The organism is Melioribacteraceae bacterium, assembly GCA_030584085.1.
Classification (GTDB): Bacteria; Bacteroidota; Ignavibacteria; order Ignavibacteriales; family Melioribacteraceae; genus SURF-28.
The window spans coordinates 1,344,043-1,357,231 of the sequence record CP129490.1; the positions used below are offsets into that span (position 1 = coordinate 1,344,043).

8 protein-coding genes are annotated in these 13,189 nt (G+C 32.2%); 5 read left to right on the forward strand and 3 right to left on the reverse strand.

Going from position 1 to position 13,189, the window contains the following annotated elements:
- The first annotated feature begins 19 nt into the window (after nucleotides 1-19).
- The 3 genes from QY331_06130 to QY331_06140 all read left to right on the forward strand — a co-directional run bounded on the left by QY331_06130 (nucleotide 20) and on the right by QY331_06140 (nucleotide 3,669).
- A complete protein-coding gene (locus QY331_06130) occupies nucleotides 20-649 on the forward strand; it encodes a response regulator transcription factor (protein ID WKZ70825.1) in 630 nt (209 codons plus the stop codon).
- Nucleotides 650-752: 103 nt separating this feature from the next.
- The gene (locus QY331_06135) at nucleotides 753-1,136 is read left to right on the forward strand and encodes a response regulator (protein WKZ70826.1); all 384 of its coding nucleotides are present in this window, start codon (nucleotides 753-755) and stop codon (nucleotides 1,134-1,136) included.
- Between the two features lie 7 nt (nucleotides 1,137-1,143).
- The gene (locus tag QY331_06140) at nucleotides 1,144-3,669 is read left to right on the forward strand and encodes a PAS domain S-box protein (protein ID WKZ70827.1); all 2,526 of its coding nucleotides are present in this window, start codon (nucleotides 1,144-1,146) and stop codon (nucleotides 3,667-3,669) included.
- A 20-nt stretch (nucleotides 3,670-3,689) separates the two neighbouring features.
- On the opposite strand, the gene QY331_06145 is transcribed toward QY331_06140, so the two are convergent.
- Together QY331_06145 and QY331_06150 are read right to left on the reverse strand one after the other, a co-directional pair.
- Nucleotides 3,690-5,519, reverse strand: a complete 1,830-nt coding sequence (locus QY331_06145) for a tetratricopeptide repeat-containing sensor histidine kinase (protein ID WKZ70828.1) — start codon at nucleotides 5,517-5,519, stop codon at nucleotides 3,690-3,692.
- Nucleotides 5,520-5,679: 160 nt separating this feature from the next.
- A complete protein-coding gene (locus QY331_06150) occupies nucleotides 5,680-7,929 on the reverse strand; it encodes a tetratricopeptide repeat-containing sensor histidine kinase (protein WKZ70829.1) in 2,250 nt (749 codons plus the stop codon).
- 204 nt (nucleotides 7,930-8,133) lie between these two features.
- Between QY331_06150 and QY331_06155 the strand changes: the two genes are divergently transcribed.
- Nucleotides 8,134-8,943, forward strand: a complete 810-nt coding sequence (locus QY331_06155; GenBank protein WKZ70830.1) for a hypothetical protein — start codon at nucleotides 8,134-8,136, stop codon at nucleotides 8,941-8,943.
- Between the two features lie 121 nt (nucleotides 8,944-9,064).
- Nucleotides 9,065-11,269 (forward strand): glycoside hydrolase family 3 N-terminal domain-containing protein, encoded by a 2,205-nt coding sequence (locus tag QY331_06160; GenBank protein ID WKZ70831.1) that lies wholly within the window; start codon nucleotides 9,065-9,067, stop codon nucleotides 11,267-11,269.
- A 2-nt stretch (nucleotides 11,270-11,271) separates the two neighbouring features.
- Here QY331_06160 and QY331_06165 read toward each other — a convergent pair whose 3' ends face one another.
- Nucleotides 11,272-13,083 carry a hypothetical protein gene (locus QY331_06165; GenBank protein WKZ70832.1) on the reverse strand — a complete coding sequence of 604 codons (1,812 nt, stop codon included), beginning with the start codon at nucleotides 13,081-13,083 and terminating at the stop codon, nucleotides 11,272-11,274.
- Between the last annotated feature and the right edge of the window lie 106 nt (nucleotides 13,084-13,189).

Genomic DNA, 13,189 nt, shown 5'->3' on the forward strand with positions numbered 1-13,189 from the left:
TTTAGACAGGATATGTTTTATGAAAGCTTTGGTTGCCGATGATCACTCAATAGTTCGAATGGGTGTAAAACATATCCTTGAAAGACACCCTGTAATTACTACTATATTTGAAGCGAGCGACGGTCAGGAAGCATTGAAAATTATTGAGGAAAATGAACTTGATTTAGTAATCTTAGATATCTCAATGCCGGTCATTAGTGGATTGGAAGTTCTCAAAAGAGGGTTGGAAAACAAACCCGAAATTAATTTTTTAATCCTCAGTATGCATGCGGAAAAGGAATATGCGTTAAGAGTTCTTAAAAATGGAGCTAGCGGATATTTAACAAAGGACTCACTCGCGGATGATTTACACAACGCAATTGATATTGTGCTTGAGGGCAAAAAATATGTTTCTCAAAATATGTCCGAAATCTTACTCCATATAAATGAAGAAAAGTTTGAAATACCTTTACACGAAAAACTTTCCGAAAGAGAATTTGATGTCTTTATAAAACTAGCTACCGGTAAAAAATTAAATGAGATAGCCCAAGAATTATTTTTGAGTATTAAAACTGTCAGCACATATAAAACACGCCTATTAGATAAAATGAATTTATCCTCAGTTGCCGAGATTACAAAATACGCTATAGATCATAAGTTGATCAAGTAGCTTGTAAGAATATTCCTACAAAAGATTCAGAAAAGTCCTACATATTTAATAATCCTTTTTGATTATTCTTAAACAACAAAACAAAAAGCCTAGAGGGGTTTCAATGAGGATTTTATTAGTAGATGACTCAAAGATTTTACAAGAAAGAATTCTCAGCATCATTAATGAATGTGATTTTGTTCAAGAAGTTGATCAAGCCTACAATACTTTGGAGGCGAAAGAAAAACTAATTGGTTCCATTTATGATATTGTTATTTCCGATATCCGAATGCCCGGCGGAGGTGGGTTGGAATTATTACAATTTATTAAAGAACGTCATCCTGATACAAAGGTTATTATTATGACTAATTATCCTTACCCGCAATATCAAAACAGAGCTTCTGAACTCGGGGCTGAATATTTCATAAGTAAAAATGAAGAACTCGAAAATTTAGCAAGTATTATATGTGAATTGAATTCCCCAGATATCGAGTCAAACCATAATTAGAATTCAGATGAAAATAAAAGAATTAATAGTACAAAAATTAGTTAAGAAAAAAGCATTATCTGTTTGGGCCTCGGTAGTAATATCTATACTGATTATTGGTGCTGCATTTTACTACTCAAATCTTAAGAAGGATATAGAAATTGATGCATATAGAGAGATGGAAACAATTTGTAAACTCAAGGTCAATCAAATTGAAAGCTGGCATCAAGAGAGAATAGATGATTTAAAAATCGTGTCACAATCTATGATATTAGTTCAAAAATTAGAAGAATGGTTCGAAAATAGAAATGATACTCTGATAAGAAATTCAATTCGAGACAGAATAGAAATTATACAAAAATCTAAAGATTACAAGAACATTTTCATTGTATCAATTGAAGGGAAAGTATTACTATCGCTTGATAAAGAGCATGAGTTTGAATCGTTCTCAGACAGTGAATTAATAAAACAATCCATAGATCTCCAAAAAATAATTGTCTCGGATATCTTCTTCTGCTCGATAGAGAATGATATTCAAATGGATTACATTGCACCTATTTTTAATAAGCAAAATAAAATTGTAGCATTGTTTATTTTTCGGTTGGATCCGAAAGAATATCTTTTCCCGCTTGTAGAACAATGGCCCATCCAAAGTAAATCTGCGGAAACTGTTTTAGTGAAACGAATGGATGATAGTGTTCAATTCTTAAATAGTCCGCGTCATCTTCAAAATAATCCTCTTGGTTTGAAAGTAAGTTTGAAGGATGTCAATGTGTCAGCAGTACAAGCCGTATTAGGTTCAAAAGGTGTTTATGAAGGCGTTGATTATAGAAATATTGAAGTTATTTCTTATTTATCTGAAATACCCGGTACAAGCTGGTTTTTAATTTCAAAAATTGATAAAAGTGAGGTTTATGCTGAGCTTAATTACAGAGCTGTTACTTTAATTATCTTTTTATTATCTCTAATATTTTTAACCGCGGTAGGCTTCGCTTGGATTTATTCTATTGATAAAGAAAAAGTTTACCGTCAGTTGTTTATGCGGGAAAAAGAATATACAAAATCACTCATGCAGTTTAAAACTATACTCTATAGTATTGGTGATGCTGTTATTACAACAGATAAAGCCGGGATCGTTCAACAATTAAATCCGGTTGCTGAGAGGATGACCGGCTGGACCGAAGAAGCGGCAAGAGGAAGAAATTTCGACGAAGTAATTCAATTAATTAATGAATCTTCCGGCGAATTAATTGAAAACCTGGTTAGTAAAGTACTGCAAAAAGAAAGTATAATTGAATTTTCTAATCATACATTCCTAAAATCAAAAACACAAAATGAAATCCCGATTGCTAGCGGTGGCGCACCGATTATAGATGAACATAACGAAATTATTGGTGTTGTTCTTGTCTTTCGTGATCAAACATTTAAGTATAATACCGAGAAAGCTCTTAGAGAAAGTGAATCAAGATATAAAGGGATTTATGAAAATGCCGCTATAGGTATCTACCAAATTGATAAGGGTGGTAATTTAATCTTAGCTAATCCGGCTTTTTTAAAAATGATAGGTGTAAATACATTTAATGATATTAAAGGCAAAGCACTTATAAGAAAAGGATTTGCTTCAATTGAATCCCGCGCTAGGTATAAATCAATACTAGATGAGAAAGGAATTATTATTGACTATGAAGATAAGTGGAAACGTACCGACGGCAAAGAAATTTATGTGCTGGAATCAGCTAGAGCAATACACGATGAAAACAACGAACTTATTTTTTATGAAGGTGTTGTACTTGATATCACAGAACTTAAGTTGGCTACTAAAGAGTTGACTTCTGCTCGTGATAAAGCTATCGCAATGGAAAAAATCAAATCTGAATTTCTTGCACAAATGTCTCATGAAATCAGAACTCCTTTGAATGCGATGTTGAGCACAATTGATTATGTAAGAGATGAAGTAAAAGATAAACTAAGCTTTGATGCTCAGACTGTATTCAATATCATAGACAATTCCGGTAAAAGAATAATTGACACTATTCAATCAATTCTTAATATGTCCGAATTACAATCCGGTAGTTACGAAATAATAAAATCTAAGTTTGATTTAGTAGCAGACATTATAAATCCGGTTATTGATTTGTATGCCCAAAAGATAGTTGAGAAAAAAGTAAAACTTAAATTCGAAAAGCCCGACGAAGATTTTATTTTACAATCTGATTTTTATTCAACCGAACAAATCTTTAAAAACATTTTTGATAACGCAGTAAAATTTACCAAGCAAGGAAGCATAACTGTTCGATTAAGCAAAGTGAAATCGCAATTTGAACTTGCAATCATCGATACGGGAATTGGAATTTCACCTGAATATTTAAGTAAAATTTTTGATCCGTTCACTCAAGAGTATCAAGGTTATTCACGTCCATATGACGGATGCGGACTTGGCTTAGCCATAACAAGAAAGTACTGTGAGTTGGATAATATTGAGTTAAAAATTGATTCTATAAGAGGAAAGGGAACTGAGGTCACTCTTATTTTCAAAAATTCTGATCTACTTTAGGATGATATAAAAATAAGCCATTATATATTTTGTGGAAGTGTAATAATAAATTCTGATCCTTTCCCAAGTTCTGAATTAATTTTCAACTTCCCATTATGTTTTTGAATAAATTCTTTACAGAGACTTAGTCCAAGTCCAGTACCTTTTTCACCGGCAGTTCCAACTTGTGAGTTAACAAAATCTTCAGATAAAATAATTTTTTGATCCTTCGGGTCAATTCCTATTCCGGTATCAATTACTTTTATATTTACAAAATTATTCTTGATAACGGATGTAACAATAATTTTGCCTCCCACCTTATTAAACTTGATGGCGTTTGTTATTAAATTTCGAAAAACTATTTCCAGCATAGTCTTATCGGCTTTAATTACTTTTTGTTGAAGATCAGTTTCAATTATAATTGATTTATTCTTAAGCTGCGGATCAAGTGAATCAATTATTTCAGCAATAATGTTTTCTAAATTTAGGAGAGTAGGGGAGTATTCAATTTTGCCTCTTTTTGATGCCGATAAATTCAATAGATTCTCAAGCAGTGTATAAGTTTTTTTTGTGGTCTGGTCTAAGTTAGTAATTATTTGTTCTCTGTCTTCAGTTGAAAGTGTCTTATCTTTCAACAGATCTATTTGTCCCATCAATGAAAAGAACGGATTTCTCAAATCATGCGCGATTATAGAAAATAGTTTATCCTTAGTAGCGTTAAGCTGTTTCAATTCTTTATTACGTTTTTTGTTTACTCTATACTTAAAAAGTACTGCAGACACAAGTATTAATAAAAACAGAATTGTTGTAATTAAATATCTTTCTTCTTGTTGTTGTAATTCAAGATTTCGGTTAATCTTTTCTAAATTTTGATTGATTGTAAATTTACTCTGTACCTCACTCAGTGTTTCAAATTGTTGTTTAGAATAAATCGAATCATAAACAGCAGTATATCTTTCAAAATGACTCTCAACCGAATCAACATCATTTATATTCAAGTAAAATTTTATGAATGCTTCATGAACCTCTAAAAGTTTTTGCGAGACTTTTAGCTTTCTAGCAATTTGCAAAGCTTCATTTAATTCACTTTTCCCTAAATTGATTTGTCTAAGTCTCGAATGCACTAATGCCTTTCCTAATAAATTACTTATAATACCATATTCATGATTTCTTTCTTGATTTAGCTTTATCGATTCATCATACATTTGAAGAGCTTCCTTATAATCACCGTAATGAGTATAGATATCTCCCAGCCCGTTATAATTGAATGCCATCCAACGTTTGTTATCCAGTTCTTGGTTGAGTTTAAGTGACTTTTGGAAAAAATTTAATGCTGTTTCGAACTCTTCATTATAAAAGTGAGTTAATGCGATTTCATAATAAGCCGATGCAATTCCGATTGCGTTATTAACTTTAATCCGAACTTCTAAAGCTTTGTAGAAATGTTCTAAAGCTAAGTCAAATTGCTTTTCAAATCGGTTAACTAATCCAAAGTTAATATGGCAATACGCAATACCGATTGAGTCATTTATACTTTGAAATATTTTCATTGATAAGTTTGCATAATCTAAAGCGAGTGCGGAGTTACCCGTTAAATAATAAGCATCACCCAAATTGTTGTAAACATAACCGATGCTTGTCGAATCATTTGTCAATAAAGCAGCTTCAAGCGCTTTATGAAAATAAGGTATTGCTGCAGAATTGTTATATAAGTAATGAATGTTTATTGCACCGACAAAATTCGAGGCACGTCCATATTCTTTTATTAACTTTAAACTGTCAGCTAAGTGGATTGCAATCTTACCGTATTTTATAGCGGATTCAGTATCTTTTTCGCGGAGATTCCACGATAATTCTGTATAATAATTCACCTTCTGAATTGGAGAAAGATTCTGAACCTTATTGCTGATACTATCCGGCAGATCAACAGAAAATGCTAATACTTGTGTAATAAAAAATATTATAAAAATCGATTTGTGAATAAAGGGAATGTGCGGTTTGTAAAAAACTTTATAAAATAATTTTATGGTATTAGAATGATGAAGTTTTCTGAAATTTCTTTTTATTTGGTAGTTGAATAACAAATTCTGAACCTTTCTCAATTGTGGAATTTACGGAAATTGTCCCACCATGTATATCGATAAACTCTTTGCATAATGCAAGTCCTAAACCTGTACCTTTTTCTCCGGCAGTGCCGGCTCTGGAACTAATGAATTCGACCGTAAATAAATTATTGCGCATTTCCTCATCCATTCCAACACCATTGTCCTTAATGACAATAATATGTTCATCGTTATGATCATAAGTAGAAATAATAATCTGCCCTTTACTGTTGCTAAATTTTATTGCGTTGGTTATCAAATTTCTAAGAACGATTTCCAGTAATGATTCATCAGCAAATATTGATTCAACCTTTATATCAAGATTTAGGGTGAGAGTTTTACTTTTAAGTTGTGAACTAAAACTATGTTTTAGATTCAATAAAAGCAATTTTATGTTAAAATGTGATGGTGCAAATTGAATTTTTTGAGTACGCGATTGTGATAAATTTAACAAGTTTTCTAAAAGTAAATAAGTATTGTGAGTTGTTCTATCCAGATCTTCGATGCATTGGTTTCTATCAACTTCATCAATCTGACCATCTTTTAATAGTGAGATATAACCCATCAATGTAAAGAATGGATTTTTGAGATCGTGTGCAATAATCGAAAAAAGTTTTTCCTTAGCATTGTTAGAAATTTTTAACTCATTATTAATTTTCTCTAATTCGTCTTTTTGCTCTTCAATTACTTTATTCTGATTTTCTAATTCTTTATTGATTTCCTTTTTGCGTTTGTTAGTTCTATATAAAACAAAAGTGAAACTCACTAAAAATGCAATGATAGTTGAAAACCCGTAAATCAAAAATTTCTGTCTGTCGTTTTCAAATTTTTGCAGTACTAATTCGGCTCTTATATTTTGTGTGTCAAATTCTTCTTTCAAACGGGAGAGACGTCTTTCCATATCCGTATCCGTAATTCTTTCATGGTAATTCAGATATTCTTTGAATGCATTTAATGATTCTCTCACCATGTTGCGTGAATCATACAATTCTCCTAAAGATTTGTAATTGTCTCTTAGCAGTGTAAGCTTGTTCATATTTTTTGAAAGTGAAATACTTTCAAGGAATAATAATTCGGCTTGTTTGAAATTTGATTCTTTTAGAGAAATCAAACCTAAGTGGTATTTTACTTCTGCTGCACGGATTAAATTATCATGCTTCTCAGAATAATCAAGCATTTGTAAAAAGTAATTTCGTGAATTATCTAAATCATTTTTTTTATAATAAGTTTCGCCCAATCCTTTTAAGGAGATTAAGATACCACCTACTGAATTTCCTTTTTCATAATTATACATTGCTTTATTAAAGTAAACGTCCGCTGAATCTAAATTCATTTTAAGGTATGTTGAACCAATATTTGAGTAAATATAACCGTATGTTGTGCTGGTTGGTTCTTTATCTGCATAGGTGAGACTTTCATCAAAATATTCTAATGCTTTTTCAAGCTGATTGGTTTCATTGTAAACCAAACCGATATTTGTCAAAATTAGCGCAGCACCGTCATTATCTTTTACTTCTTTCTGAATTTCGATAGACTTAACAAAGTACTCAAGTGCCTTATCATAAAGAGCATAATGATAGTAAACAGTCCCAATGTTATTGAGAGTTGTAGCATAACTATCAATATCATCATGATTTTCTTTAAGGAGTAAAGATTTATAAAAATAACTAAGTGCACTATCAAAACGTGATACTTCCCAAAACATAAATCCAATGGAGTTAAGCACTAATGCTCTGTCAAAATCATATTCAGTTTTGGAAAAATACTGGGCGGATTTTTTATACGCATGTATAGCAGAATCTCGGTTTTGCATTTCCCGATAAACATTTGCCATCCTAAAATACCAACGAGCTAAATATTCATCGTTAAATTCATCTTCGTTCTTGCCAACTATCGAACTTAAAACCGAAAACGAGGAATCAATTTTTTTTTGATGATAGAGGTAACTGCCTTTAAGTAATTTAAATGATGGGAGTTCTTCGAATCGATTTGAATTTTCTATTCTATAAACTTCATCGAAGAAATTGGTGACTTTTGCTGAATCTCCTAAATCTTTCGCAATTTGTTCAAATATAAATTTATCGGCTTTTTTACCGGATAATGAATTTATGTCTTCTTTACACCCGATAAAAAATAAGATTATCGCAAGCGAAATTATTATGGAAAAATTACGGCACACAAATTGTCTCGTAAAAAGGTTGATCTTACTTTATTTATAAAAGATAAACATAAACTTTGAAAAAAATGAGCATCAATATCTACTGATTTACAATATATATTCGGCTAACTAATATTATCGAATAATTGCCAAAAAAGTTTAGTGATGAGTTATAGAGATCAAAGAATTAATCCATTTTTTTAATTAAGTAGGGAAGAGATCGACATGCAAAAAGGAAGAAGTCAATTAATTATTATAATACTTTTATTATTTTCTGCTTCTCAACTCGCATATTGCAGTAGTAAAGGCGAGAATATTACCGAACCTCCGATTAATAACTCCGGAGTTGATACAACTTTTTGTGAAGATGGAACCTCATTATTTTTTGATGAATTTATAATCGAAAATAATACATGGGGAAGAGGTACATTGACAAATTATTCACAATGTTCTTTCCTAAAAGAAGATGAAAGAAATGTTATAATTGGTTGGGAATGGAAATGGCCGATCCAAAGTGGTGATAACGTTAAGGCTTACCCTGAAATAGTGTATGGCTGGAAACCATTTAGAAGTGAAAGTTCCACACAAGCTCTTCCAATAGAAGTTACATCTAATAATAAAATTATATCAAAATATGATGTTGTTAATTCGACGTTTAACGGTATCGGAAATCTTGCTTATGATATCTGGATTACAAATTCACCTACACCAAATGCAAGCAACATTACAAGAGAAATTATGATCTGGGTTAAAAACTATGGACAAGCTGCCGGCGGAAGTAAAGTAAATGAAGTGGAAATCGATGGAATCAAATATGATTTCTATAAAGCCGACTGGGATTGGACTTACCTTGCCTTTGTAAATTCATCAGGTCATGATATCACCGAAGTCAACATACATAATTTTATAAAATATTTGTTAACTGAAAATTATATAACAGAAGAAGAGTTCGTGTCTTCAATTGAATTCGGTAACGAAATTATTGAAGGTACCGGTAAAACCGAGATCGTTAATTATCAAGTAATCATAGAGTAATTTTATCATTTATATAATTTGTTGTTATCAAAATGATAACTAAATCTAACTATTCAGAATATGAGAAAGTTGATATCTGCAAATAGCTATAAAATTAATTACCATTAATAACGAGACGAAAATGAAAACTCCAACTAGAATTTTAGTTTTATTTTGTTTGTTAACTCTACTTGTGCAAGGACAAAACAATATCGAGGAAAAGATTGAAAATTTGCTATCTCAAATGACCATTGATGAAAAGATCGGACAGCTTCAGCAAGGATTTAATGGAAGTGATAATATCAAAAATGGGATTGTAAATGGAAAATTTGGTTCATTCTTAAATGCCGGAGATATTGAAACAAAAATCGAGTATCAAAAATTAGCAGTTAATGAAAGCCGTTTGGGAATTCCACTAATATTTGGACGTGATGTGATCCATGGATATAGAACAGTATTTCCTATTCCACTTGGACAGTCTGCCACTTGGAATCCTGACTTAGTTAAAAAAGCTGCTGAGATTGCCGCATATGAAGCTTCGGAACAAGGCATACATTGGACATTTGCACCAATGATCGACATTGCACGTGATCCGAGATGGGGAAGAATTGCAGAATCGCCCGGTGAGGATCCGTATTTGGTAAGTGTGATGGCAAAAGCAATGGTAGAAGGATTTCAAGGTGAAAGTTTATCAAATAAAAATTCTATTGCAGCTTGTGCAAAACATTTTGTCGGTTATGGAGCTGCCGAAGGTGGAAGAGATTACAACACAACTTTAATTCCAGAGAATGAATTGAGAAATATTTACTTAAGACCTTTCAAAGCAGCTAAAGATGCCGGTGTTGCAACTTACATGTCGGCTTTCAACGACTTAAATGGAGTTCCAACTTCGGGAAATAAATTTACTTTAAAACAAGTTCTGAGAAACGAATGGGGATTTGACGGTTTTGTTGTAAGTGATTGGGGTTCAATGGTCGAAATGATAAACCATGGATACTGCGAATCTGAAACTGATGTCGCAAAAGTTGCAATTGAAGCCGGTGTGGATATGGAAATGGTATCACAAGCTTATGCAAATGAATTAAAGAAACTTATAGAAGAAGGACTCGTTGATATCGAATATTTGAACACTGCTGTTAAGAATATACTTCGTGTAAAATTTCGATTGGGATTATTCGATAATCCTTTCCCGGAATATGAAGGTGAATCAGCATTATTAAAAAGCGAAAATCTTGAATTTGCAAAAAAAGTCGCACATGAAAGTTTAGTTCTGCTTAAAAATGATAATGTTTTACCGCTTTCAAATACTTTAAATAAAATCGCAGTGATTGGACCACTTGCTAATTCCGGGAGAGATCAAAACGGTACATGGGCACCTGATGGAAAAAGCGAGGATGCGGTAACTCCACTTACAGCCTTAAGAGAAAGATTCAACGATAGAATAGTTTATGAAGCTGGATTGAAAACAAGCAGATCAACTGATATAGATAATGATGCTGTATTAAAAGCTGTTCAACAATCGGATGTAGTTTTGCTGTTTGTAGGTGAGGAAGAGATCATTGCCGGAGAAGCCAAGAGCAGAGCTTTTCTGAACTTCCCGGGAAAACAAAAGGAATTAATTGAGTTAGTATCACAATCTAAAAAACCCACAATAATGATAATTCTTGCTGGCAGACCTTTAACATTTTCTGCTGAGGCTGAATTGGTGGATGCAATATTATTTGCATGGCATCCGGGAACAATGGGCGGGCCGGCAATTGCTGATGTTTTATTTGGTGATTATTCACCTTCCGGGAAGTTACCCGTAACATTCCCAAGAACGGTTGGTCAGGTACCTTATTACTATAATCATAGAAATACGGGCAGACCGGCGCCAATTACGTACGAAGCAGATATTCCGCTCGGAACTCCGCTTAATCCAAAAGATTTTGTTTCAAATTATCTGGACGTTCCAAATAGTCCGGAGTATCCGTTTGGGTTTGGTCTTTCTTATGCTGAATTCGAGTACGATGATCTAAGTCTATCTTCAACAAAAATCGCTCCCGAAGAAAATATTTTAGTTTCTTTAGAGGTTACAAATAAATCCGATATTCAAGCTGATGAAATTATTCAACTTTATATTCGTGATAGAGTAGGTAGCATTACAAGGCCTGTCAAAGAATTAAAAGATTTTAAGAAGGAAACTTTTTCTCCTAATGAAACCAAAATAATTACATTTACTATAGATAAAGAGGATTTATCATTCTACAATTATGAAAATAAATTAGTTGTTGAACCCGGCAAATTTGATATTTGGGTCGGACCAAATTCAGCTGAAGGTTTACATGCTGAGTTTATTGTAAAATAATTTTATAACGGATTTTGAATTTCATTTTTATATTGGAAATACCATTCATAAAATAAATTTAAGAAGGGGGCTGCGGTACTTTGTCCCCCAAATCCGTATAATCTGTAAATTAAAGTCGGCACTTCTGTTACTTTTATCGGAATTAAAGTAGATTCATTTACTTTCAAATCATATTTCTTTGCTAATTCAACGGTCTCATCGGTGATCAGTTTGTTTAGCTTTTTGTAGTAAAGTAATTCCCTCTGCAGATCGACTTGTAACTTGTTTTTATCAATACTCGATAATGTCTTTTCTTCAACTGCATTTAATTTTATAATTGAATAACCTTCGGCTTTTACAATTGGTCCGTAAATTTCATCCACTTCCAAGTTGTCTATGATATCGATCAAACTGCCGAATATGTTAATGGGCTGCATAGAATCGGATCTAACAATCATTTGCTCAGGTAGGTTAAGTTCACTTATAATATCTTCAAATTCTTTACCGGTTTCTGATTGTGTTAGTACATACTGAGCTTGATTTAAGTTGCTCAATTTTATCTCAGTTAAATCTACAAACTTTGTTGTAATTGTTGAATCAAGTAGAGAAGACATATGCTCTTCAATTTCTCTCTCTGATATAACAATTTTTTTATTATATGTATTCCTCAACAATTGAGCGAGATAATTGTCCTTCCACATTTTAAGTTCATCTTGGATTTCCGGAAGCGCATCAATATTCAGCTTGTAAGCTTCACGCGCAACAAATTCGTTTTTAATAAATTCTCTTAAATCTGAATTAAGGGCAACTCTTACCGAATTCAAATCGGTTCCACTCGACTTAAAGTTTATAAATAACAAATAGTGGAGAAATTCATTTAGCGAAATTGGATTCATTGTAAACTTTATAATATCCTTACTCTTTTCTTGAGACGAAATATCTTTAATAATTTTGTTAATATCGGATTCATAAAGTATATAGAAGTCATTTATTTGATCGACGAATTTTTCGGTTAATCTATCTGACAATTTTTGCGATAATAATTCAAACAAATCACGATCGGTATTTACATTTTTGTCACTTAACAATTCACGCAGATAATTAGATAATAATTCTTTCTTTTTTCGCTCTTCCAAAATTTTATTAATCGATGAATCTAGTTTCTCTTTAGTACCTAACCTTTCAGCGGTTAACTCAATTTTATCTTTCAGATAATAAATCACCCAACCAATTTCGGAATAAATCGGTTCTGAATATTCTCCGATATTCAATCTAAAGAGTGAATCTTCAATCGACTCTTGCATCTGACCAAATAATAGTGGAATAGGTTCGGGTTGTTCAACTCTTTCTGGACGATTAATTAACAGTGAATCTATTGAGGTAAAAGCAAGTAAGGAATAAAGAGAATCAATTTCCGTTTTGGATTTGCTGAATAAAAAATTGAATCGTAATTCATATCTGCATTTCTGCAAAGCTGCATTGAATTCTTGATTAGAGATGGTTGATTTTTCTTCAATCTCCCTCTTAAATAATGCATCACGAACAAGTTGTTTCTCCAAATTTTTTACGTACTGATTGAAAGAGTAGTTTGTATCAAGTTGCAAATTGTGAGCTTCTTTTGCCCAAAGTTTTTCCGCAATTAGCGTATGGAGAAAATGAACTTTTTGAGAATCAACATCGAATGAAGAGTGTATTCTCGGTGTGAGTTCAAATCTTTTTACAAATTCATCAACAGTTAAAAATTCGTCTGCTATTTCGGCAATCACATTTTCTTGTGAGCTGATCTGTGCTTGAAAAAGAGAAAAAAACAATATTACAGTAAAAATATATTTCATCTTTCTAACATACTCTCTGATAATTTGTATGCAAAATAAGAAATTCGAAATATTAAATTGCTGCACAAGATTAATTTTTCATAAATTTATGGAGAATAAATGTTTG

Bases quoted from the DNA above. Each gene is read 5' to 3' on its own strand.
- QY331_06140 (WKZ70827.1), top strand. From the start codon at position 1,144: ATGAAAATAAAAGAATTAATAGTACAAAAATTAGTTAAGAAAAAAGCA.
- QY331_06130 (WKZ70825.1), top strand. From the start codon at position 20: ATGAAAGCTTTGGTTGCCGATGATCACTCAATAGTTCGAATGGGTGTA.
- QY331_06135 (WKZ70826.1), top strand. From the start codon at position 753: ATGAGGATTTTATTAGTAGATGACTCAAAGATTTTACAAGAAAGAATT.
- QY331_06160 (WKZ70831.1), top strand. From the start codon at position 9,065: ATGAAAACTCCAACTAGAATTTTAGTTTTATTTTGTTTGTTAACTCTA.
- QY331_06155 (WKZ70830.1), top strand. From the start codon at position 8,134: ATGCAAAAAGGAAGAAGTCAATTAATTATTATAATACTTTTATTATTT.
- QY331_06165 (WKZ70832.1), bottom strand. From the start codon at position 13,083: ATGAAATATATTTTTACTGTAATATTGTTTTTTTCTCTTTTTCAAGCA.